The organism is Streptomyces sp. NPDC060205 (assembly GCF_042728395.1).
GTDB lineage: Bacteria > Actinomycetota > Actinomycetes > Streptomycetales > Streptomycetaceae > Streptomyces.
This window is the reverse complement of the sequence record NZ_JBHWZP010000144.1, coordinates 1-23,044: the sequence shown is the minus strand read 5'-3', so window position 1 is coordinate 23,044 and position 23,044 is coordinate 1. Positions and strand designations below refer to the sequence as shown.

Here is a 23,044-nt window from a genome sequence, read left to right as displayed (position 1 = left end):
CCCCTACCCGTTCCCGTCCACGCATGGGGGCTCCGCCCCCTCGCCCCCTTTGTCCTCAAACGCCGGACGGGCTGGGTCTCAGCCTCTCCGGCGTTTGAGGAGCGGGGGTTCGGGGGCTGGCCCCCGAGTCAGTGACGGGAATGGGAAGGGGCGGCGGGGGCGAGGAAACGCCCCTAGTCCAGGTAGCCCCGAAGCTGGTCCGCGAAGGCGTGGTCGCGGAGTTTGTTCAGCGTCTTGGACTCGATCTGACGGATCCGCTCGCGCGTGACCCCGAAGATCCGCCCGATCTCCTCCAGCGTACGAGGCCGACCGTCCGCCAGGCCGTACCGCAGCTGAACCACCTTCCGCTCCCGCTCCCCGAGCGTCGACAGCACCGCCTCCAGATGCTCCCGAAGGAGCAGGAACGCCGCCGACTCCACAGGACTCGTCGCGTCCCCGTCCTCGATGAGGTCCCCGAGGGCGACATCGTCCTCCTCCCCCACCGGAGCGTGGAGCGACACCGGCTCCTGCGCCAGCCGCAGCACCTCGCTGACCCGCTCACTGGGCAGGTCGAGATGCGCCGCGACCTCCTCGGGCGTCGGCTCGTACCCCCGTTCCTGCAGCATCCGCCGCTGCACCCGCACGACGCGGTTGATGAGTTCGACCACGTGCACGGGGACCCGGATCGTGCGGGCCTGGTCGGCGAGGGCGCGGGACATGGCCTGGCGGATCCACCAGGTCGCGTACGTCGAGAACTTGTACCCGCGGGCGTAGTCGAACTTCTCGACGGCCCTGATCAGCCCGAGGTTGCCTTCCTGGACCAGGTCGAGCATGGTCAGCCCGCGTCCTACGTACCGCTTGGCGACGGAGACGACGAGGCGCAGGTTGGCCTCGATGAGGCGGCGTTTGGCCATCCGGCCCATGACCACGAGTTTGTCGAGGTCCAGGGCGAGCTGGCTGTCGAGGTCGGAGGCCAGCCTGAGTTTCTCCTCGGCGAAGAGGCCCGCTTCGACCCGGCGGGCGAGCTCGACCTCCTCGACCGCGGTGAGCAGCGGGATCCGGCCGATCTCCCGCAGGTACTGGCGGAACAGGTCGGAGGACGGCCCTCCGGTGTCCGCTCGTCCGCGCGGCACGTCCACCGGTTCCGGCGTCTCGGTCTCGCTCTCCACGAGGACGGCGGCGGGCGGCTCCGGCGTGCTGTCCGCCTCCGAAGCGCTCTCGGGGTGATGGGCGGCACGGTTCTGCGGTGGTACGGCCGCGAGGACATCGGCGTCCGTGTCCTTGTGCGCGGGGTGCGCGGTGTGCGTGCTGTTGTCGGTCAGGGTCTGGGTCTGCACGGGGGCGACCTCCAGGAATGTCGCTGCTGAGGCGTGCGGCAGCGGGACGGGGACGACGGCCTTGCCGCTGTCCGTCCCGAACACGTTGAGCGGAACCGCGGGGACTTCGGACCCGTCGCGTTCGGGTCGGCCGCGCTCCGAGGACTCAGGCACCGGAACCCAGTGTGGAGTACGACACATCCTCGCCACGAGGGGCGTGCGGTGACTTTTTGAGTCCTGTCCGTGACTGCCTGGTTACCCTCACGGAAAGCGGGTGTGGTCCTGTGGGCCCTGATCTGGGACGTTTCCCGAGGTGTCCGGTTCCCGATCCGGTTTCGGGCCGGGGGCCCGCGGCGCCGGCCCCTCTAGAGCGCGGCCGGGCCCTTCTCCCGCAGTGCCTGGTCGTACTGCTGGAGCACCCACAGCTCGTTCTGCACGGCGGCCAGCTGGGCCTGGTCGCCCTGTGCGCTGGCGCGCGCGAGTGCGCCCTGGACGTCACGGACCCGGCGCTCGACGGCGCGCCGGCGGACGGTCACCAACTGCTCGCCGGCGTAGGCCTCGTCGACGGTCTTGCGCATGATGGCCTCGACGGCCAGCTCCGTGACCATGGCGCGAACCACGTCGTCGGCGGCGGCCTCGCGGACCTGTACGAGGTATTCCTGCGGGGCCTGGACGCCGAGCTCCGCGCCGCCCGCCTCCATGATCGTCTCGCGGACCGCCGCGTACGGCGGGGCGGTGAACTCGTCCACCCCGTACGCATCGAAGGCCGGGGAGACCAGGTCGGGGCGCTGCAGGGCCAGCTTCAGCAGTTCGCGTTCGGTGGCGAACACGGGGTTGCGCAGGGTCAGGGCCGGGCCCGAAGGGGGCTTGGGGCCGCTGTTCTCGTACTGCTGCGGGGCGCGGCCGTTGCCTGTCGGCGCGGGGCCCTTGCCGCCGCGGTCGCGGGCCCAGCGGGCCAGCTGGGCGACCCGCTTGACGACGAACTGCGTGTCGAGGATGCCGAGCATGCCGGCGAGCTGGACGGCGACCTCGTGCTGGGCGCCGCTGTTCTTGATGCGGGCCACGACGGGAGCGGACTCGTCGAGCGCCGCGGCTCGGCCGGCGGGGGTCTCCAGGTCGTAGCGGGCGATGATCTGGCGCAGGGCGAACTCGAAGAGCGGGGTGCGCGGTTCGACGAGGTCGGCGACGGCCGCGTCGCCCTTGGCGAGGCGCAGGTCGCAGGGGTCCATGCCGTCCGGGGCGATCGCGATGTACGTCTCGGCGGCGAACTTCTGGTCGTCCTCGAAGGCGCGCAGGGCGGCCTTCTGGCCGGCCGAGTCCCCGTCGAAGGTGAAGATCACCCGCGCCGAGCCGTTGTCCATCAACAGCCGGCGCAGGATCTTGATGTGGTCGTTGCCGAAGGCCGTGCCGCAGGTCGCGATGGCGGTGGTGATGCCGGCGAGGTGGCAGGCCATGACGTCGGTGTAGCCCTCGACGACGACGGCCCGGCTGCTCTTGGCGATGTCCTTCTTGGCGAGGTCGATGCCGTACAGGACCTGGGACTTGCGGTAGATCGGTGTGTCGGGTGTGTTCAGGTACTTCGGGCCGTTGTCCGACTCGTAGAGCTTGCGGGCGCCGAAGCCGACGACCTCGCCGCCGATGTCGCGGATCGGCCACATCAGCCGGCCGCGGAAGCGGTCGATGGGGCCGCGGCGGCCTTCCTGGGCGAGGCCGGACAGGACCAGTTCCTTGTCGGTGAAACCCTTGCCGCGCAGGTGGCGCACGAGGTGGTCCCAGCCCTGGGGGCTGTAGCCCACGCCGAAGTGCGTGGCGGCCGACTGGTCGAAGCCGCGCTCGGCGAGGAACGTGCGGCCGGCGTCGGCCTCGGAGCTGGTGTCGAGCTGTTCGACGTAGAACTTGGCGGCGGCCTGGTGGGCCTCGACCAGGCGGATCCGCTCGCCGCGCTGGTGGGAGGGGTTGTACCCGCCCTCCTCGTAACGAAGGGTGATGCCCGCCTGGCCCGCGAGGCGCTCGACCGCCTCCGAGAAGGTGAGGTGGTCGACCTTCATCACGAACGTGATGGTGTCGCCGCCCTCCTGGCAGCCGAAGCAGTGGAAGAGTCCCTTGCTCGGGCTGACCTGGAAGGAGGGCGACTTCTCGTCGTGGAACGGGCACAGTCCCTTGAGGTTTCCGCCGCCCGCGTTGCGCAGTTGGAGGTATTCGGACACCACGGCGTCGATCGGGACCGCGTCCCGAACCGCCTTCACGTCCTCGTCGTTGATCCTGCCGGCCACGCGCCGAGTCTACGGGGACGGTGTGACAGTGGAGTCCCCCCGAGACCCTCCGCCGGTCATGGGACCAGGCTGTCCAGCGGAACGTGCGGGTCGGCGAGGGCCTCGGTGTCCACCTGTACCCCCGTGCGGATCAGCTGCTGGATGGGTTCTGTGACGTCCCACACATTGACGTTCATCCCGGCGAGCACGCGCCCCTCCTTCACCCAGAAGGCGATGAACTCGCGCTTGCTCGCGTCTCCCCGGATCACCACTTGGTCGTACGTCCCCGGGGGCGCCCAGCCCGAGTACTCAAGCCCTACGTCGTACTGGTCGGAGAAGAAATAGGGCACCCTGTCGTACGTCGTTCCGCGGCCCAGCATCGCCCGGGCCGCCGCCGGGCCGCCGTTCAGCGCGTTCGCCCAGTGCTCGACGCGCAGCCGCCTGCCGAACAGGGGGTGCGGGAAGGCGGCCACGTCACCGGCCGCGTAGATGTCGGGGTCGGAGGTGCGCAGCCGCTCGTCGACCGCGATGCCGCCGCCGTGCGCCCGGTCGGCCAGTTCCAGGCCGGCCGCCTCCGCGAGGCCGGTGCGCGGGGCCGCGCCGATCGCCGCCAGGACGTCGTGCGCGGGGTGTTCCTCGCCGTCGTCGGTGCGGGCGGCCAGGACCAGGCCGTCGTGGCCGGTGATCTCGGTGAGGCGTGCGCCGAAGTGGAAGCGGACACCGTGCTCGCGGTGCAGTTCGGCGAAGATCTCGCCCAGCTCGGGGCCGAGCACGCCGTGCAGCGCGGTCTGCTCGGGCTCGACGACGGTGACCTCGGCCCCGTACTCCCGGGCCGCCGCGGCGATCTCCAGGCCGATCCAGCCGGCGCCCGCGATCACCAGGTGGCCGTTGTCGCGGCCGAGGGCGGCCAGGACCTGCTTGAGGCGCTCGGAGTGGGCGAGGCGCCGCAGGTGGTGGACGCCGACGAGGTCCGTGCCCGGGATGTCGAGCCGGCGCGGCTCGGCGCCGGTCACCAGCAGCAGCTTGTCGTAGTGGACGAGTGTGCCGTCGTCGCCGAAGCGGACGGTCTTCGCGGCCCGGTCGATCGCGTCGACGGTCTGGCCGAGGTGCAGCTCGACGTCGTTCTGCGCGTACCAGGCGGGTTCGTGGACGAAGACGCTGTCGCGCTCCTCCTTGCCGAGCAGGTATCCCTTGGACAGCGGCGGCCGTTCGTACGGGTGGTCCCGTTCGTCACAGATCAGTATCACCCGGCCGTTGAAGCCCTCCGCCCGGAGGGTTTCGGCCGCCTTGGCGCCGGCCAGGCCTCCTCCGACGATGACGAATGTCTGATCTGCGTCGACCACTTGATGCCTCCTCGTTACGGTGTCGCCACCTGCGAGCGTCCCGCACGCAGCGTGATGGGGGAAGAGGGAGCGGCCCCTTCAGGCCACGCAGGGTCACGTCCGCCCCCTCCGGATGTCACACCTGCACCCTGAGCCTCGCATGCAGTGATCGTGCGGCGGCGTCCGTGAGCGAGGCGATCTGATCGACGATCACCCGCTTGCGGGCACGGTCGTCGGGCGCCTCGTCGAACAGGGCACGGAACTGCGGGTCGAGGCCTTCCGGCGCCCGCGCGGTCAGCGCCTCGGCCAGCTCGGCGACGACGATCCGCTGGTCGGCGCGGAGCAGCTCCTGCTCGGCGCGCTGCATCACGTACCGGTCGGCGACGGCCTTGAGCACCGCGCACTCCAGGCGCGCGGCGCGCGGGACGACCAGCTCGGCGGCGTACCGCGTGAGCCTGCCCGTCCCGTACGTCGCGCGCGTGGCGCTCTCCGCGGCGAGGCAGAACCGGCCGATGAGCTGGCTCGTGGCGTCCTTCAGGCGGGCCTGGGCGACGGCCGAGCCGTCGTAGCCGTGCGGCCACCACTCCTGGGCGAGGATCCGGTCGAGGGCCGCGGCCAGCTCGGCGGGGTCGGTGTCCGCCTCCACGTACCGCCCGATCGCGACCCGGAAGATCTCCTGCCGTTCGGGATCCGCGTGCAGGCACTCGGGGTCGATGTGACCCGCGTGCAGGCCGTCCTCCACGTCGTGCACCGAGTACGCCACGTCGTCGGCCCAGTCCATGACCTGGGCCTCGAAGGTGGCGCGGGTGCCGGGGGCGCCCTCGCGGATCCAGTCGAAGACGGGGCGGTCGTCCTCGTAGACCCCGAACTTCGGGGATTTCGGGTCGGTGGGGTGGGCGCCGCGCGGCCAGGGGTACTTCGTGGCGGCGTCGAGGGTGGCGCGGGTGAGGTTGAGGCCGACGCTGACCAGGCCGTCCCCGTCAGCGAGGGCCGCCGCCGGGACGGCCGCGCCGCGCACGAAGCGCTTGGGCTCGATACGGGTGAGGAGTCTGAGCGACTGGGCGTTGCCCTCGAAGCCGCCGCAGTCCTCGGCGAACTCGTTCAGCGCCTGTTCTCCGTTGTGCCCGAACGGGGGGTGGCCCAGGTCGTGGGAGAGACAGGCCGCCTCCACGAGGTCGGGGTCGCAGCCGAGGGCGGCGCCCAGCTCGCGGCCGATCTGGGCGCACTCCAGGGAGTGGGTCAGACGGGTGCGGGGGCTCGCGTCCCAGACCTGGCTTCGGGTGCCGGGGGTGACCACCTGGGTCTTGCCCGCGAGGCGGCGGAGGGCGGAGCTGTGCAGGACGCGGGCGCGGTCTCGCTGGAAGGCGGTGCGGCCTGGGCGTTTGTCCGGCTCCGTGGCCCAGCGGGCCACTGACGTGGGGTCGTAGGCCGGGGGGGTGGTCTGTGGCTCGGGTGCCTGTGGGGGGCGGGGGGTTTCGGTGCTCGTGCCTTCCATGCCTTGACAGTAAGCGGAGGGGCTGACAATTGGGGTGTGGGGTTGCGCCTGCGCGGTTTTTGAGCCTGCGCGTTTTGCGCCTGCGCGTCTGCCGGGTGCTGATGGTGCGCGGGTGCGGGTGCGTTGTGGCTGGTCGCGCAGTTCCCCGCGCCCCTGGGGGCTGCGCCCCCTGAAAGACTGCGCCGTTCCGGGCTGCGCCCCTAGGCGGTTGCGGCCAGGGTGGGGGTCATGGCCTCGTCGTAGCGGTGCAGGGCCAGGTGGGCCATCGCCTGGTGGGCGCCCAGGGGGGCCGATGCCAGGCCCGGGGCCGCTGCCGTGCACTCCGTGGCGAAGCGGCCGGGGGCCGTGAAGTACGAGGCCACCGCGATGCGGGGGCGGCCCCGGGCGGTGAGGGCGCGTACGGCGTCCGTGACCGTGGGGGTCGCGGCGGAGGCGTACGCAGGGACGACCGGTACGCCGAGGCGGTGCGCGAGCAGCCTCGCGGTGCGGCGGGTGTCGAGAGCCGCGTCGGGGTCGCGCGAGCCCGCCGCGGCGAGCACGACCGCGCTCGTCCGGCGCTCGGCGGCGTCCGGCGTGCGCCAGCCGGCCTCGACGAGGCGCTCGTACAGCGTCTCGACCAGCAGCGGGTGCGGGCCGAGCGGTCCGGCGATCCGGACGTGCGCCGACGACGCCGCGGCGGCCTCGGGGATGTCCCGCTTGACGTGGTGGCCGCGGCTCAGCAGCAGCGGTACGAGGACCGCGTCACCGGTGCCGAGGGCGGCGAGCGTGTCGGGCAGCAGGGGTTCGTTCAGCTCGATGTGGCCGAGGTGCACGGGCAGGCCGGGGCGCAGCTCGCGGATCCGCTCCATGAGGGTCCGTACGGTGCTCAGGGCGCGCGGATCGCGGCTGCCGTGGCCCACCAGGACGAGCGCGGGCGGGGCAGGACGCCGGGTGCCGCGCCGACTGCTGCTGTTCCGGTTCATGAGGTGCGCCGTCATGCCTCAAGGATGCCGGTACGAGGTTGCCGACCCGTTGCGCCGTGGTCACGGAGCTTTTCCGGGGCTTCACGGCGGGGTGCGGAGCCGTGTGAGATGCCGTGCCCTGAGTGGCGTGTCCCGGAGTGAACCGGATGGCCCCGCCACGCGTCTCCCGTGGCGAGGCCGCCCGAGGCCACCCGGGGAGGGACCGTCCCATGCGTCGTCCGAGACGTCCGCGCCTGCCGCGACTGCCGGAGTTCCTGCGACCGCGGCTGCCGCGCACCCGTACCGGGCAGCGCCGTGCCGTGCAGGCCGTGATGGCCGGCTGTGTGCTCGCGCTGCTGCCGTCGGCGTGGATGTTCACGGTCACGGACGACCGGCTGCGGACGGTGGCGGACGTGCCGCGCACCGAGGTCGCGGTCGTCTTCGGGGCCGGGCTGTGGCAGGGCGAGCCGTCCCCGTATCTCGCGCACCGGCTGGACGCGGCGGCGCAGCTGTACCGGTCAGGCCGTATCCAGGTGGTCCTGGTCACCGGCGACAACAGCCGTGAGGACTACGACGAGCCGGACGCCATGCGCGCCTATCTCACGAAGCGGGGCGTGCCCGACGGGCGGATCGTCAGCGACTACGCCGGCTTCGACACCTGGGACTCCTGTGTCAGGGCCAAGAAGATCTTCGGCGTGGACGAGGCCGTACTGATCAGCCAGGGCTTCCACATCCGGCGCGCGGTCGCGCTCTGCCAGGAGGCGGGCGTCGCGTCGTACGGCGTCGGGGTGGACGACGTGCACGACACGACCTGGTACTACGGCGGGGCCCGCGAGGTGATGGCGGCCGGGAAGGCGCTCATGGACGCGGTCTTCGAGCCCGATCCGACGTTCCTGGGACCCCAAGAGCCGGGCGTGGAAAGGGCGTTGGCGTCCGCCAAACAGTCTGCCGGGCAGTAGTCGGGAGATGGATGTCACGCCGCCGAGCGGGTTTGGCGGCGGTCGCTCACCCTGCCGCGTGAAAGCGGTTCCGAAGCGTTCTGTAGTCAACTGACTACGGATAGTGTCTGTTTCAGCAGCCCGGACCTTCAACTGGGCTTGAGGGAAGGACACATGATGACTGGACTTCGTACCGCTTTCGTCGCCGCCATGGCGGCCGCACTGCTGTCGGTGCCGGGTGCCGTGGTGAGTGCGTCGGCGGACACCGACGGGTCGCTGCGGGAGCCCGGGTGCGCCAAGCTCGGCGCCTCCGGCTGGGGATGGGCCGACATCCACAACGTGTGCGGCCACACGATCTCCGCCACGGTCGAAGTCGACGGGTGGGACCCCAGCTGTATCCAGATCGGCCCCGGCGGGGTCGGACGCATCGGCCTGGAGGCGGGCGACGAGCCGTACTACGCGTACGAGTGCTGAGCGGGGCCGCGTGAGCGGGCCGTGAGTGCGGGCCGCGTGAACGGACCATGTGAGCGGACCGTGTGAGCGGTCGCGGGTGCGTGGCCGCGCATGCGTGGCTGAGTGATCGCGGTCCCCGGGCGGGCGGCGGGGTGGGAGTACTGGCGGGTGCTCCCACCCCGCCGCCCCTCCTCGTGGGGCGCCCTCACGGTCGGCCGGGGCGGGCGGGGAGGTCCCCGTGCCTGTCGCGTAACCGGGTGCGTCGTGCCGCGTAACACGTCCGACGCACGCTGGGCGGTATGCAGACCTCCGTGACGCCCACCCACTGCCCGTACTGCGCGCTGCAGTGCGGGATGAACCTGACCCCCGTGCCGGACGGCGCCGGCGGCAGCGTGGTGGAGGTGACGGAACGCACCGACTTCCCGGTGAACCGGGGCGCCCTGTGCGGCAAGGGCCGCACCGCGCCCGCGCTGCTCTCGTCCCGGGTGCGGCTGACCACCCCGCTGGTCCGTACGGACGGCGAGCTGCGGCCGTCCGGCTGGGACGAGGCGCTCGACCGGATCGCCGAGGGGCTGTCCCGCACGCGTACGGAGCATGGCCCGGACGCGTGCGGGATCTTCGGCGGGGGCGGGCTGACCAATGAGAAGGCGTACACGCTCGGCAAGTTCGCGCGGGTCGCGCTCGGTACCTCGCAGATCGACTACAACGGCCGTTTCTGCATGTCGTCCGCGGCGGCCGGCGGTATCAAGGCCTTCGGTCTGGACCGGGGGCTGCCCTTCCCGCTGGAGGACATCCCGCGGACGGGGTGCGTGATCCTCGTCGGCTCGAACCTCGCCGAGACCATGCCGCCCGCGCTCCGCTATCTCACGGAGCTGAAGGAGAACGGCGGCACGTTGATCGTGATCGATCCGCGCCGCACACGCACGGCCGAGCAGGCGGATCTCCATCTCGCCCCGCGTCCCGGCACCGATCTCGCCCTGGCGCTCGGGCTGTTGCACCTGGTGGTGGCCCAAGGGCGTACGGACGAGGCGTACATCCAGGAGCGTACGAGCGGGTGGGAGGAGGCGCGGGCCGCGGCGATGGCGCACTGGCCGGAGTACGTGGAACGGATCACGGGGGTGTCCGTGCCCCAACTCCGCGAGACCGTGCGGATGTTCTGCGAGCCGGAGTCCGCGATGGTGCTCACCGCGCGCGGGCCCGAGCAGCAGTCCAAGGGCACGGACACGGTCGGCGCGTGGATCAACCTGTGCCTGGCGACGGGGCGGGCGGGGCGGCCGTACTCCGGGTACGGCTGTCTCACCGGGCAGGGCAACGGACAGGGCGGGCGTGAACACGGCCAGAAGGCCGACCAGCTGCCCGGGTACCGCAAGCTCGACGACCCGGCGGCGCGGCGGCATGTGGCCGAGGTCTGGGGCGTCGACCCCGACTCGCTGCCGGGGCCCGGCCGCAGCGCGTACGAGCTGCTCGACGCCATGGGTACGGACATCCGCTCGCTGCTGGTGATGGCCTCGAACCCGGTCGTGTCCGCGCCCCGGGCCGCCCACATCGAGGAACGGCTGCGGTCGCTGGACTTCCTGGCCGTCGCCGACGTGGTGCTGTCCGAGACGGCCGAGCTGGCGGACGTCGTCCTCCCCGTCACCCAGTGGGCCGAGGAGACGGGCACGACGACCAACCTGGAGGGCAGGGTCCTGCTGCGTCGGCAGGCGATCACACCGCCGGACGGCATCCGCAGCGATCTGTACGTGATGCGGGAACTGGCCGCCCGCCTGGGCGTGGAGAAGGGCTTCCCCACGGACCCGGAGGAGGTCTTCGAGGAGCTGCGGCGGGCCAGTGCGGGTGGGGCCGCCGACTACTCGGGGATCACGTACCGGCGGCTGGTGGAGGAGGGCGGGGTGTTCTGGCCCTGCCCGGCGGAGGACGGGGACGGGGAGGGGGATGGAGACAGGGACGGGGACGGGGTTCACCCCGGTACGCCCCGGCTGTTCCTCGACCGGTTCGCCACCCCGGACGGGCGCGCCCGGTTCGCCGCCGTGAGCCATCGGCCGCTGGCGGAGGAGCCGGACGAGGAGTACCCGGTGCTGCTGACCACCGGCCGGGTGGTCTCCCAGTACCAGTCCGGAGCGCAGACGCGCCGCGTCGACGAGCTGAACGCCGCCGCGCCCGGCCCCTTCGTGGAACTGCATCCCCGGCTGGCCGAGCGGCTCGGGGTCGCGGAGGGGGAGCCGCTGGCCGTGGTGTCACGGCGGGGGCGGGCGGTGGCGCCGGCGCGGATCACGACCGCGATCCGGGCCGACACGGTGTTCATGCCGTTTCACTGGCCTGGGGAGGGGCGGGCCAACACGTTGACGAATCCGGCGCTGGATCCGGTGTCTCGGATGCCGGAGTTCAAGGGGTGTGCGGTGCGGGTGGAGCGGGTGGGGAGTGTTGAGCGGGTGGGTTGAGGTCGGGGGACGCTGCGGGTCCGTGGGGGCTGGTCGCGCCCCGCGGCGGAGCCGTAAATAGACACAGCCCCGCGCCCCTAAAAGCCAAAGATTGCGCCGTTCCCCGCGCCCCTGAACAGACAAAAGACTGCGCCGTTCCCCGCGCCCCTAACGGGGCCTCCAGTTGCCGCCTTTGATCAGCTGGCCGCTCGCCCTTAGTTCCGCCGCCACCGCCGGTGCCGCCACGTACACCCAGGCCCGTACGCGCGTGGCGTCCGTCGTCCTCGTCACGTCTCTCGCCACGCGCTCGTAGAGGTTCGACGGGGCGCCCGAGGTGTACTCCTCCAGTTCGTCGAGTGCGGCGAGGAGTTGTGTGTACGTGGCCGGGTCGGCCGTGACCAGTTCGCCGTGGACCACTCCCCCGCAGGCTTCAGGCGTCTCGACGGCGTACGGATAGCCGGGGCCCTCGTACAGCAGCGCGCCCGTGAGTGTCGCCGGGGTCTGCGCGAGTGTGCGGCCGCGAAGGAAGGTGTCGTGGTTCCCCTCACCACGGAGCAGCGTCCCGTAGACGAAGAACGGCAGCCGGCTCACTGTGCCCGGACCTTTGCAGAAACGATTCCCACCCCACACACATCCCCACACGTCCCCCAGCGATCAGCTATGGACATGACACCGTCCGGCCACCTAGAACTGAGCGGGCATTCGCATTCGCATCCCCCGCCCCCCACTCCCCCCACCACGCGTTTCGCGTGCCTTCCTGAGGAGTTCGATGCGTTCGATGAGTCGGACACGGCACATCCGGGGCTCGCGCCTCGCCACCGTCGGTATATCCGCGGCGGCCACCACCCTGCTGGCGGGCGCCCTGTCCCCCGGCGCTGCCGCGGCCGACGGGCCGGACCGGGACACCGTGCTCGGCAACGCCGCGGCGGTGATCGCCGAGCAGGCCGCACGGCTGGGCCTCACCTCCGACCAGGGTACGAAGGCCCGTGACGTGATCGTCGACGCGGACGGCACGCAGCATGTGCGCTACGACCGGACGTACCGTCAACTGCCGGTGCTGGGCGGCGACTTCGTGGTCCATCTGACGGCGTCCGGCGACTACCGCAGCTCCGAACGGGCCACCACGCGCCCCCTCTCCCTGCCGAGCGTCGAGCCGTCGGTGTCCGCGCCCAAAGCGGCCGACATCGCCACCGCGGCCCTGCGTCTCGCGAACGTCGGCGAGACGCTCCGCGGGCTGGTCGCCAAGCCTCAGTTGATGGTGGACGCCCTGCACGGCAAGCCGAAGCTGGCCTGGCGCACCGAGGCCACCGGCAAGGACTCGCTCGGGAATCCGATGGCCCGGGTCGTCCTCACCGACGCGGTCACCGGCAAGCAGATCGACGCCTGGGACAGCATCGAGACGGCGGCCGGCGACGGCCGCTCGCTGTACGCCGGTACGGTCCCGCTGCAGACGACAAAGTCCGGCTCGGCCTATCAACTGACCGACCCCACCAGGGGAAACACGTACACGGGCGACACGCAGAACAAGACCGACTCCTGCATCCTGATCCTCTGCTACAAGCGTGCGGCGGCACCCGTCCTCACCGACGCCGACAACCACTGGGGGACGGGCGCCGGTTCCGACCGCGCCTCGGCTGCGGTCGACGCACAGTACGGGACCGACACCACCTGGGACTACTACAAGAAGGTCCACGGCCGCAGCGGGATAGCGGGCGACGGCAAGGGCTCGTACAACCGGGTGCACTACGGGAGCGCCTACAACAACGCGTTCTGGGACGACGGCTGCTTCTGCATGACGTACGGCGACGGTGACGGGACGACGTTCGGGCCGCTGGTGTCCCTGGACGTGAGCGGCCACGAGATGTCGCACGGCGTGACCTCGAAGACGGCGGCGCTGACGTATTCGGGCGAGCCCGGCGGCCTCAACGAGGCGACCTCCGACATATTCGGCACCCTGGTGGAGTTCTACGCCGCCAATCCCTCGGACCCCGGGGACTGGCGGATCGGCGAGAAGGTCGTGAAGTCCGGCTTCGGCCGCTCCGCGCTCCGGTACATGGACCAGCCCTCCAAGGACGGCGCCTCCGCGGACTGCTGGACCTCCTCGGTCGGCAGTCTCGACGTCCACTACTCCTCGGGCGTCGCCAACCACTTCGCGTACCTCCTCGCCGAGGGCAGCGGCCCGAAGACCATCGGAGGCGTCGCGCACAACGGCACGACCTGCGACGGCACGAAGGTGACGGGCATCGGCAGGGCCGAACTGGGTGCGATCTGGTACCGGGCGCTGACGGTCTACATGACGTCGTCGACGAAGTACGCGGGCGCCCGCACGGCGACCCTGAACGCCGCGAAGGACCTGTACGGCGCGGGCAGCGCGGAGTACGCGGCGGTGGGGGCGGCCTGGTCGGCGGTCTCGGTGAAGTGAGGCGACGCACGTCACCTGTGGCTGCCCCGGTTCATGGCCGGGGCGGCCACTCGCGCGTCGGGGGCGGCGTGCAGGTGCCGGTCAGTGGCGGTCGGTCAGTGGCGGTCGGTCAGGTAGACCGACCGCAGCTTGAGGCGGTCCGAGGCCGGCCGGCCGTGCGGGCGCAGTGTCCAGGAGTCGCCGGTGCAGTCGGGCTCGGTGAACACCATCACCCAGACGTCGGTGTCGTTGTGCGGGGCGAAGGCCGGCTCGGACGCGCCCGGGTCCGCGACCTCGGGCAGCACGATGCAGCCGGGGCTCTCCGGGTCGTGCAGGGTGACCGACTGCGGCAGGCCGTCGGGCCCGGCGTATCGGTAGGAGAAGTCTCCTGTGGCGGCACTCGCGGACGCCGCGTGGGTGACCACGAGGACGAGCGCTCCGACTGCGGCGGCAGCGGTGTGGCGAAGACGCATTCCTTTTCCTCCGGAACGTTGACGGCTCCCCGGGGCCGATGAGCCCGGGGAGTCCGTGAATCCGTCTGCCGCATCCCCCGGCCCGGCCGTGCGGATACGCGGTGTCACCCGCACGCGCACGAGGTATCGATCCTGCGTACGCCGTGTGGGTCCGCGGCCCGTCGCCTTTAAGGAGTGGCCGCTCATGGGCGCCGCGTGCCACGGTTCACGTCACGCGTAGGACGCAGGACACGCAGGGCATTGAGATTACGGAGCCATATGCCGCCCGCCCCCAAGATGCATCCCGACGAACTCGACATCGACGAAGCGCTCGTCGGGCGGCTCGTCGCCGAGCAGTTTCCGCAGTGGGGCGGGCTGGACGTGGAGCAGGTCGTGTCCGCCGGGACCGACAACGCCATGTACCGGCTCGGCGACGACATGGTCGTACGGCTGCCGCGGTTGCCCGGTGGGGCGGGGCAGGTCGAGAAGGAGCAGCGGTGGCTGCCGAGGCTCGCGCCGCGTCTGCCGCTCGCCGTCCCCGTGCCGCTCGCCGCGGGCGTGCCCGGGCAGGGGTACGCGCTGCCGTGGGGCGTGTTCCGCTGGCTGGACGGCAGCAACGTCTACGACCGGCCGCTGGGGGCGGGTGCCGAACTCGCCGATGCGGCAGTGCGGTTGGGGCGGTTCGTGGCCGCGCTGCGGGAGGTCGACGCCGTCGGCGGGTCGCCCTCCTGGCGTGGTGGGCCGCTCGCCGACGACCGGCACGTGCGGGCCGCGATCCGTGAGCTGGGCGCGGACGGCACGCTGGACGCGAGTGCCGTGACCGCCGTCTGGGAGGACGCGCTGCCGGTCCCCCGGTGGAGCGGCGACCCCGTCTGGCTGCACGGCGACCTCCTGCCCGGCAATCTGCTGGCCCAGGACGGTCGCCTCAGCGCGGTCATCGACTTCGGCGGGCTCGGCACCGGCGATCCGGCGGCCGACGTGCTCGCCGCCTGGGCCGTGTTCGACGAGGCGACCCGGCCCCTGTTCCGCGAGGCCGCCGCCGTCGACGACGACACCTGGGCCCGCGGGCGCGGCTGGGCCCTGTACTTCGGGCTGACGGCCGGGCACCACTACCGGGTCACCAATCCCGTGCTGGCGGCGGTGGGCCGCCGGGCGGTGGCGCAGGCCGTCGCCGACGCCGACGCCGAGTAGAAAGCCCGGCTGCCTCAGCAGCAGCGCGCCCGGCAGTGTCAACTGCCGTACGGTCGTACCCTCTTGGCCTCCCGCAGCGCCGACCCCCACCACCCCAGCTGGTCCAGCATCACCTTCGCGGCGGCGTCCGGGGCCGCGGGGTCCCGGTGGCGGCCCTCGTCGTCGAAGGACGCGCCCGCGTTGTGGAAGGAGACCGTGTCGCGGACGGTGACGGCGTGCAGTTCCGCGAAGACCTGGCGGAGCTGTTCGACGGCCCGCAGGCCGCCGGAGACCCCGCCGTACGAGACGAAGGCGACGGGCTTGGCCCGCCACTCCTCGTAGTGCCAGTCGATGAGGGCCTTGAGCGAGGCGGGGAAGGAGTGGTTGTACTCGGGGGTCAGGACGACGAAGGCGTCGGCGGCGGCCAGCTTGGGCGTGATCTTCGCCAGCTCGGCGGTCACCTCGGGTGTCGGGGAGTGGGAGAGGGCCGTCGGCAGTCCGGCGTCGGCCGTGTCCACCACCTCGGCCGTCAGGTCGTCGCGTTCGCGGAGCCGGCCGAGGAGCCAGTCGGCGACGACGGGACCGAAGCGGCCCTCGCGGTTGCTGCCGATGATGACGGCGACCTTGAGGGGGGCCGGGAGGGACACGCTGAGAGGGGCGGGAACGTCCGCGGTGGGGTTCATGCGCCGAGCCTCACACCTCGACCAAACTTGAGGTCAAGCCGCCGGTGGCGGGAACCGGTCACCCGTTCACACGTGCCGCCCGCGCTCTTCGGGTTCTTTTTGCCCGAGCCCTCCGCACACGCCGGTGACCTGGTGAAACGTGGGCGGGGTGGCGTCGCGCGTCCCCCGCCTGACACCCGTTCAGCGCACTTCTGACCTGACATCAGGAGGCGTACGCCGTCGACTGCCACTTACCTCGGTAGGGCAGGGCGTGACCGACGCAGCGACACATGGGGGTGTCGCGGGCCGCGCCCCTCGACAGGAGCACGCACGATGCGCACAGCCCGCCTGCTGACCGGTACCGCGCTCGCCGTCGCCTCGGCGGCCCTCTGCGCGGCGCCCGCGTACGGGGCGGACGGGGAGACGGGCGACGCGGGGTCCATCGAGCTGTATCCGGCCACCGTCGCGCCCGGCGCCGAGGTCACCGTGAACACCGCGTCGTGCGAGGCCGACGACGCCGTGTCGGGTGACGCCGGGGCCGTCGGCGCGGGCCGTTTCACGCTGATCCCCAGCGCGCACGAAGGGGACGCGGTCGGCCGGTTCGAGGTGCCGCCCTCCGCGCAGCCCGGCACGTACGAGATCGTCGTGCGCTGTTCCGGCGGTCCGCGGATGACCGGCGACCTGGTGGTCACGCTCACCTCCACCCAGGAGAGCAGTCCGCAGGCGCAGGTCCACCCGCGGGGAAGTGTGAAGACGGGGGTCGGCGGCGCACTCGGCCCCGACCCCGTGCAGACCGCGGCGGGAGTGGCCGCCCTGGCCGTCGCCGCCGCGGGCGGTACCTGGCTCCTGCATCGCCGGGCGAGAGGCGACGGGATCTGACGGACACCCTCCGCTGTCCCGGTACCGCCGTCCCCTCCCTCTCCGGGCCCGACGCCCCTCGCGGCCCGGAGGGGGACGCGGGACCCATGGAACGTCACAGGATGAGAGGGGGCCCGGGTGCGGGTGCGTCCGTTCGGCAGCGTCTCGAAGATCTCCAACCTCCCGATAGCCGTCGCCACCCTCCTCGCGCTGCTCTGCGGGGCCTGGCTGCTGCACAGCGGCGCGAGGACGCATGCGCCGCCCCAGCCGTCGGCCGCGCAGGCCCGCGCGGGCAGCCATGTGGACCGGCCCGCGGCCGACGCGCTCCCGCACTCGCCGCCCGACCGCGTCCGTATCCCCTCCATCCGGGTGGACGCCCCCCTCATGGGCCTCGGCCTCTCCCCGCAGGGCAGCCTCGACGTGCCGCCCGCGGCCCGGAAGAACCTCGCGGGCTGGTACGAGGCCGGTACCGCGCCCGGTGAGAAGGGCACCGCGATCGTCGCAGGGCATGTCGACAACGCCGAGGGCCCCGCCGTCTTCTACCGGCTCGGCGCCCTCAGGAAGGGCAGCACGATCGAGGTCGGCCGCCGGGACGGCAGCGTCGCCCTCTTCTCCGTCGACGCGGTCGAGGTCTACGACGCCCGCGACTTCCCGGACGAGAAGGTGTACGGGGCCGCGGGGCGCCCGGAGCTGCGCGTGATCACCTGCGGGGGCGGCTACTCGGCGGGCACCGGCTACCGGGGCAACGTGGTCGTCTTCGCCCACCTCACGGGCAGCCGGCGCTCCTGATCGTCAGGGGTCGGCCGGGGCGTCAGGAACCGGCGGGGGCGTCAGGGCCGCCGGCGGCTGCCAGGGACCGGCGGGGGCATCAGGGGCGTCAGGATCCCGCGGGGCTCAGAGCCAGAAGTCGTACGCCAGCTTCGCCACCAGCGCGAACACCACCGTCAGCAGCACGCCCCGTACGAAGCCGCTGCCCTTCTTGAGCGCGGTGCGTGCCCCGGCCATGGCGCCGACGAGGTTGAACACGGCCATCAGCGCGGCGAGCTGCCAGAACACCGTGCCTTTCCAGGCGAACGTGGCCAGCGCGCCCGCGTTCGTGCAGCAGTTGATGATCTTCGCGGTGGCGGAGGCGGACACCAGGTCGAGGTGGAGCAGCGCGGTCAGGGCGAGGACGAGGAACGTGCCCGTGCCGGGGCCGACCAGTCCGTCGTAGAAGCCGATGCCGAGGCCCGCGAGGCCGATCGCGGCGAGGACACGGCGCGCGGAGACGGGCTCGGTCGAGGGGGCCGTACCGAACGCGGGCTTGAGGATCACGAAGGTGCCGACGCCGAGCAGGACGACCATGACCACCGGTTTCAGGATCTCGGTGCTCATCCCGGTGGCGACGAACGCCCCGGCCGTGGACCCGGCGAGCGCCGCAAGCCCGATCCGTATCGCCGTGCGGACGTCCACGGGTGCCTTGCGCGCGTACGTGACCGCCGCGCCCGTCGTCCCGACGATCGCCACGGCCTTGTTGGTGCCGAGCGCGTACTGGGCTGCCGAGCCCGTGTTCGGCAGCCCGAGCAGCAGGGCGGGCAGGAGGAGCAGCCCGCCGCCGCCCACGACCGCGTCGATCCAGCCGGCCGCGAGGGCGGCGAGGCACAGGACGACGACCATGGTCAACGATATGTCGGGCATGATCACGACACTAAGGAAGAGATAGATGCGCAGTCCATGGATATCGTGAACCTTGAGGGACTTCTGAGGTTCCCGCCGGTGGCGGGCGTACGCGGCGCGCGAGCGCCCCGACCCGGTCCCGACCCCAGCCCCGACGCGCTCCCGGGCCCTCACATCCGCGTCCGGGTCCCGCTGAGGGCAGCGTTCCCCACGGGAAACAGTCGTGATGCGGCCGGGTAACACCGGCACCGCACGCTGCCGTACATGACCTCGAATACGCGTGTGGTGGTGATCGGCGCCGGCCTCGCGGGCGTACGTCTCGCCCGCAGGCTCACGGAGCTCGGCGTGTCCGCCGTGCTCGTCGGCGAGGAGGAGCACAGCCCGTACAACCGGGTGCTGCTCGCGGAGGTCCTCGCCGGGCGGTACGCCCCCGAGGTCATCGCACTCCCCACGCCCGAGCGGCTGACCCGCGGCCGGGTGGTGCACATCGACCGCGCGCTGCGCCAGGTGCACCTCGCCGACGACACGGTGATCGCATACGACACGCTGGTCCTGGCCACCGGCTCGAACCCCGTACTGCCGCCGCTGCGCGGCCTGTTCGCCCCCGGCCGACCCGAACTTCCCGAAGGCGTGCACGCGTTCCGCACGATGGACGACTGCCTGGGGCTGTCCGACGCCGTACGGCGAGGCAGCCGGGCCGTCGTCATCGGCGGCGGACTGCTCGGCGTCTCGGCCGCCCGCGCGCTCGCCGAACGCGGTGCGCAGGTCGTCCTCGCCCAGCAGGGCGAACGCCTGATGGAACGTCAGCTCGACCCGTCGGCGTCCGGGCTGGTGCTCCGGCACCTCCAGGACCTCGGCGTGGAGGTGCACACCGAGAGCCGGGTGCGCGGCGTGCGCTGCGTCGAGGGCGCGGTCCACTCGGTCGAGATGGCCGACGGCTACACCCTCGGCGCCGACCTGGTGGTGCTGGCCTGCGGAGTACGACCGCGCGCGGGCCTCGCCCAGGACGCGGGGCTCGCCGTGCACAAGGGCGTCATCGTCGACGACGAGCTGCGCACCTCCGACCCGCACATCCGGGCGATCGGCGACTGCGCGCAGCACGACGGCCAGGTGTACGGGCTGGCCGCGCCCGCGCTCGAACAGGCCGACGTGCTGGCCGAGTTGCTGGCCGAGCCGATGAGCGCGTCACCGGCCGGGACCGGGTCCGCGGGAGGGGCCGCCGGTTACGGCGGCACCCGCGCCCTCACCCGGCTGACCCTCGCCACCGGCGGCTCCCCCGCCGTCGGCGGCCCGCTCGACCTCGCCGCCTTCGGGGAGCACACCCCGCTCCCCGGGGACGACGTCATCCAGCTCACCGACGCCACCCGCGGCACCTACCGCAAGGTCGTCGTCCGCGACGACCGCCTGGTCGGCGGGGTGCTCGTCGGCGAGCTCGGCACCGTCGGCGCGCTCGCCCGCGCCTGGGAGGGAGCCGAACCGCTCCCCGCGGACGGCGCCCCGCTGCTCCACCTGCTCACCAACGATGGAGGCTCCTGATGTCCACGACCGCACCGGTGGGAACTGGCCCCCGCCCCACGATCGTGCTCGTCGGCCACGGCATGGTCGGCCAGCGCTTCCTCGAAGCGCTCGCCGAGCGCGGCCTGACCGCCACGCACCGGGTGGTCGTGCTGTGCGAGGAGCCGCGCCCCGCGTACGACCGCGTACAGCTCACCTCGTACTTCTCGGGCCGCACACCCGAGGAACTGTCCGTGACGGACCTGGAGTTCATCGCGGAGCACGGGATCGAGCTGCACCTCGGCGACCCGGCCGAGACCGTCGACCGGGCCGCCCGCAAGGTCACCGCCCGCTCGGGTCTCGTCGTCGGCTACGACACGCTGGTCCTCGCCACCGGCTCGTTCCCCTTCGTGCCGCCCGTGCCGGGCAAGGACGCCGAGGGCTGCTTCGTCTACCGCACGATCGAGGACCTGCTCGCCATCGAGGAGTACGCGAAGGCGCGGGCGACCACCGGCGCCGTGGTGGGCGGCGGGCTGCTCGGCCTGGAGGCCGCCGGTGCGCTGAAGGGCCTCGGACTGGCCACGCACATCGTGGAGTTCGCGCCCCGGCTGATGCCCGTCCAGGTCGACGAGGGCGGCGGTGCGGCGCTGCTCCGGACCATCGAGAACATGGGCCTCACGGTCCACACCGGCACCGGTACGCAGGAGGTCGTCACCGGCGACGACGGCGCCGTGACCGGCATGAAGCTCTCCGACGGCTCCACGGTCGCCACCGACCTGGTGGTGTTCTCCGCCGGGGTACGCCCCCGCGACCAGCTCGCCCGCGACTGCGGACTCACCGTGGGCGAGCGTGGCGGCATCAGCGTCGACGACCAGTGCCGTACGGTCTCCGACCCGGCGGTCTTCGCGATCGGCGAGTGCGCGCTGGCCTCGGACGGCCGGGTGTACGGGCTGGTGGCGCCCGGCTACGAGATGGCGGAGACCGCGGCCACCACGATCGCCGCCGCGGCGACCCCTGTCGGCGACCCGGCCGGCGAGGCGGCCTCCTTCACCGGTGCCGACCTCTCCACCAAGCTGAAGCTCCTCGGCGTGGACGTCGCCTCCTTCGGTGACGCGCACGGCGCCGCCGCCGACTGCCTCGACGTCGTCTACGCGGACTCCCGCTCCGGCACGTACAAGAAGCTGGTCATCGGGCCCGGCGGGGAACTGCTCGGCGGCATCCTGGTCGGTGACGCGGACGCGTACGGGACGCTGCGGGCGTTCACCGGTTCGGTGCCGCCGATAGCGCCCGAGCAGCTGGTCCTCCCCGCCGGCGCGGGCGCGCCCGTCCAGCTCGGCCCCTCCGCGCTGCCGGACGAGGCGATCATCTGCTCCTGCCACAACGTCACCAAGGGCGCGATCCGCGGCGCGGTCACCGAGCACTCCTGCACGACGGTCCCCGAGGTCAAGAAGTGCACCAAGGCCGGTACCGGCTGCGGCAGTTGCGTCAAGGTGCTCGGCCAGCTCGTCACCTCCGAGCTGGAGGCGAGCGGCGTCGAGGTCGACAAGGGCCTGTGCGGCTGCTTCTCCCAGACCCGCGAGGAGCTGTACGAGATCGTCCTCGCCCTGCGCATCTCCTCGTACCAGCAGCTCCTCGACCGGTACGGCCGCGAGGACGCCCGGGGCGGTGACGGGTGCGAGGTCTGCAAGCCCACCGTCGGCTCGATCGTCGCGTCGCTCGCGCCCACGATCGGCGCCGAGGGGTACGTCCTCGGCGGTGAGCAGGCCGCCCTCCAGGACACCAACGACCACTTCCTCGCGAACCTGCAGAAGAACGGCTCGTACTCGATCGTGCCGCGCATCCCCGGCGGCGAGATCACGCCCGAGAAGCTCATCGTGATCGGTGAGGTGGCACGGGACTTCGGCCTCTACACAAAGATCACGGGCGGTCAGCGGATCGACATGTTCGGCGCGCGCGTCGAACAACTGCCGCTGATCTGGGCGCGGTTGGTGGACGCGGGGTTCGAGTCCGGGCACGCGTACGGGAAGTCGCTGCGGACGGTCAAGTCGTGCGTGGGGCAGACCTGGTGCCGTTACGGCGTCCAGGACTCGGTGCGCATGGCCATCGACCTGGAACTGCGCTACCGGGGTCTGCGCTCGCCGCACAAGCTCAAGTCGGCGGTGTCCGGGTGCGCCCGCGAGTGCGCCGAGGCCCAGTCGAAGGACTTCGGCATCATCGCGACCGCGGCCGGCTGGAACCTGTACGTGGGCGGCAACGGCGGCGCCACCCCGCGCCACGCGGACCTGCTGGCCCAGGACCTCTCCGACGCCGAGCTGATCCGCCTGATCGACCGTTTCCTGATGTTCTACATCCGTACGGCCGACCGGCTGGAGCGCACCTCGACGTGGCTGGATCGGCTGCCCGGCGGCCTCGACCACGTCCGTGACGTCGTCGTGGACGACTCGCTGGGCATCTGCGAGGAGCTGGAGTCGCTGATGACGGCGCATGTCGCCGCCTACCGCGACGAGTGGGCCGAGACCATCAACGACCCCGAGAAGCTGGCCCGCTTCGTGTCGTTCGTGAACGCGCCGGACACGCCCGACCCGGTGGTCGGGTTCGTCCCCGAGCGCGATCAGATCAAGCCCGACCTGCCGTTGCTGACCATCGATACCCGTCCTCTGGAAGGAAGCGCCCAGCGATGACGCTCGCACCCGAGACCACGACGCTCACGGTCCAGCTCCGGCCGGCCGGCCCTGACAGCACCTCCGACGACTGGTTCGCGGTGTGCGACCTGTCCGTGCTGACGCCTGGGCGGGGGGTGGCGGCGCTGCTGCCGGACGGGCGGCAGGTGGCGCTCTTCCTGGACCGGGCGGGCCGGATGTACGCGATCGACAATCGCGACCCGTTCTCGGGGGCGGCGGTGCTGTCACGCGGGCTGACCGGCTCCCACCGGGGGAGGCCGTTCGTGGCCTCCCCCCTCCTGAAACAACGCTTCGACCTTGCGTCGGGCGAGTGCCTGGACGACGAGTCGGTACGGGTGACGACGTACGAGGTGCGGGCGCGCTGAGCGGTCTTATCTCACCTGCGGGCCGGTGGGGGCCGTTCGCGCAGTTCCCCGCGCCCCTTGAAGGCGGGGCTGCGCCCCGGCCTTCGTCCTCGTCTGCGGGCCCGGTGGGGGCGGGCCGCGCAGTTCCCCGCGCCCCTCAAAAGCGGGGCTGCGCCCCGGCTTTTGCCCCGAAAGGGGCGCCCCGAAAGG

19 protein-coding genes are annotated in these 23,044 nt (G+C 72.2%); 10 read left to right on the top strand and 9 right to left on the bottom strand.

Annotation, left to right across the window (positions count from 1 at the left end; translation table 11 throughout):
- Nucleotides 1-173: 173 nt before the first annotated feature.
- The 5 genes from ACFWGJ_RS24255 to ACFWGJ_RS24235 form a co-directional block, all read right to left on the bottom strand.
- Nucleotides 174-1,469: an RNA polymerase sigma factor gene (locus ACFWGJ_RS24255; protein WP_387328076.1), complete on the bottom strand. Its 1,296-nt coding sequence runs from the start codon at nt 1,467-1,469 to the stop codon at nt 174-176.
- Nucleotides 1,470-1,660: 191 nt separating this feature from the next.
- Entirely contained in the window at nt 1,661-3,568 is a 1,908-nt protein-coding gene (gene dnaG, locus ACFWGJ_RS24250; protein WP_387328073.1) for a DNA primase, read from the bottom strand.
- 56 nt (nt 3,569-3,624) lie between these two features.
- Nucleotides 3,625-4,890, bottom strand: a complete 1,266-nt coding sequence (locus ACFWGJ_RS24245; protein WP_387328070.1) for an NAD(P)/FAD-dependent oxidoreductase — start codon at nt 4,888-4,890, stop codon at nt 3,625-3,627.
- 115 nt (nt 4,891-5,005) lie between these two features.
- Complete coding sequence (locus ACFWGJ_RS24240) at nt 5,006-6,364, bottom strand: deoxyguanosinetriphosphate triphosphohydrolase (RefSeq protein WP_387328067.1); 1,359 nt, start codon at nt 6,362-6,364, stop codon at nt 5,006-5,008.
- A 200-nt stretch (nt 6,365-6,564) separates the two neighbouring features.
- Nucleotides 6,565-7,341, bottom strand: a complete 777-nt coding sequence (locus ACFWGJ_RS24235) for a sirohydrochlorin chelatase (RefSeq protein WP_387328064.1) — start codon at nt 7,339-7,341, stop codon at nt 6,565-6,567.
- A gap of 194 nt (nt 7,342-7,535) precedes the next feature.
- Here ACFWGJ_RS24235 and ACFWGJ_RS24230 point away from each other — a divergent pair, with 194 nt between their 5' ends.
- The 3 genes from ACFWGJ_RS24230 (at nt 7,536) to ACFWGJ_RS24220 (ending at nt 11,137) form a co-directional block, all read left to right on the top strand.
- Nucleotides 7,536-8,264 (top strand): vancomycin high temperature exclusion protein, encoded by a 729-nt coding sequence (locus ACFWGJ_RS24230; protein ID WP_387328061.1) that lies wholly within the window; start codon nt 7,536-7,538, stop codon nt 8,262-8,264.
- 153 nt (nt 8,265-8,417) lie between these two features.
- Nucleotides 8,418-8,717, top strand: coding sequence for a hypothetical protein (locus tag ACFWGJ_RS24225; protein ID WP_387328058.1), 300 nt, complete (start codon nt 8,418-8,420; stop codon nt 8,715-8,717).
- Nucleotides 8,718-8,995: 278 nt separating this feature from the next.
- Nucleotides 8,996-11,137 (top strand): molybdopterin oxidoreductase family protein, encoded by a 2,142-nt coding sequence (locus tag ACFWGJ_RS24220; RefSeq protein ID WP_387328055.1) that lies wholly within the window; start codon nt 8,996-8,998, stop codon nt 11,135-11,137.
- Nucleotides 11,138-11,284: 147 nt separating this feature from the next.
- Here the strand turns inward: ACFWGJ_RS24220 and ACFWGJ_RS24215 are convergent, their stop codons facing one another.
- Entirely contained in the window at nt 11,285-11,707 is a 423-nt protein-coding gene (locus ACFWGJ_RS24215; protein WP_381834174.1) for a gamma-glutamylcyclotransferase family protein, read from the bottom strand.
- Between the two features lie 187 nt (nt 11,708-11,894).
- On the opposite strand from ACFWGJ_RS24215, the gene ACFWGJ_RS24210 reads away from it, so the two are divergent.
- The gene (locus tag ACFWGJ_RS24210) at nt 11,895-13,538 is read left to right on the top strand and encodes a M4 family metallopeptidase (protein ID WP_387328052.1); all 1,644 of its coding nucleotides are present in this window, start codon (nt 11,895-11,897) and stop codon (nt 13,536-13,538) included.
- Between the two features lie 95 nt (nt 13,539-13,633).
- On the opposite strand, the gene ACFWGJ_RS24205 is transcribed toward ACFWGJ_RS24210, so the two are convergent.
- Nucleotides 13,634-13,990, bottom strand: a complete 357-nt coding sequence (locus ACFWGJ_RS24205) for a hypothetical protein (RefSeq protein ID WP_387328049.1) — start codon at nt 13,988-13,990, stop codon at nt 13,634-13,636.
- Between the two features lie 258 nt (nt 13,991-14,248).
- Between ACFWGJ_RS24205 and ACFWGJ_RS24200 the strand changes: the two genes are divergently transcribed.
- Nucleotides 14,249-15,160 (top strand): aminoglycoside phosphotransferase family protein, encoded by a 912-nt coding sequence (locus ACFWGJ_RS24200; RefSeq protein WP_387328047.1) that lies wholly within the window; start codon nt 14,249-14,251, stop codon nt 15,158-15,160.
- A 38-nt stretch (nt 15,161-15,198) separates the two neighbouring features.
- Here ACFWGJ_RS24200 and ACFWGJ_RS24195 read toward each other — a convergent pair whose 3' ends face one another.
- Nucleotides 15,199-15,822, bottom strand: coding sequence for an NADPH-dependent FMN reductase (locus ACFWGJ_RS24195; protein WP_387328045.1), 624 nt, complete (start codon nt 15,820-15,822; stop codon nt 15,199-15,201).
- 312 nt (nt 15,823-16,134) lie between these two features.
- Here ACFWGJ_RS24195 and ACFWGJ_RS24190 point away from each other — a divergent pair, with 312 nt between their 5' ends.
- Nucleotides 16,135-16,680, top strand: coding sequence for a hypothetical protein (locus ACFWGJ_RS24190; RefSeq protein ID WP_387328044.1), 546 nt, complete (start codon nt 16,135-16,137; stop codon nt 16,678-16,680).
- A gap of 117 nt (nt 16,681-16,797) precedes the next feature.
- Nucleotides 16,798-17,448 (top strand): class F sortase, encoded by a 651-nt coding sequence (locus tag ACFWGJ_RS24185; protein WP_387328041.1) that lies wholly within the window; start codon nt 16,798-16,800, stop codon nt 17,446-17,448.
- A 105-nt stretch (nt 17,449-17,553) separates the two neighbouring features.
- Here the strand turns inward: ACFWGJ_RS24185 and ACFWGJ_RS24180 are convergent, their stop codons facing one another.
- Nucleotides 17,554-18,336, bottom strand: a complete 783-nt coding sequence (locus tag ACFWGJ_RS24180; protein WP_387328038.1) for a sulfite exporter TauE/SafE family protein — start codon at nt 18,334-18,336, stop codon at nt 17,554-17,556.
- A gap of 243 nt (nt 18,337-18,579) precedes the next feature.
- Between ACFWGJ_RS24180 and ACFWGJ_RS24175 the strand changes: the two genes are divergently transcribed.
- Genes ACFWGJ_RS24175 through nirD form a run of 3 tightly spaced genes read left to right on the top strand, consistent with a single transcriptional unit; the run spans nt 18,580 to nt 22,855 of the window.
- Nucleotides 18,580-19,851: an NAD(P)/FAD-dependent oxidoreductase gene (locus tag ACFWGJ_RS24175; protein ID WP_387328035.1), complete on the top strand. Its 1,272-nt coding sequence runs from the start codon at nt 18,580-18,582 to the stop codon at nt 19,849-19,851.
- A complete protein-coding gene (gene nirB / locus ACFWGJ_RS24170; RefSeq protein WP_387328033.1) occupies nt 19,851-22,490 on the top strand; it encodes a nitrite reductase large subunit NirB in 2,640 nt (879 codons plus the stop codon). The genes ACFWGJ_RS24175 and nirB overlap by 1 nt, the downstream gene beginning before the upstream one ends.
- Complete coding sequence (gene nirD, locus ACFWGJ_RS24165; protein WP_387328031.1) at nt 22,487-22,855, top strand: nitrite reductase small subunit NirD; 369 nt, start codon at nt 22,487-22,489, stop codon at nt 22,853-22,855. Before nirB ends, nirD begins: the two co-directional genes overlap by 4 nt.
- Nucleotides 22,856-23,044: the final 189 nt, after the last annotated feature.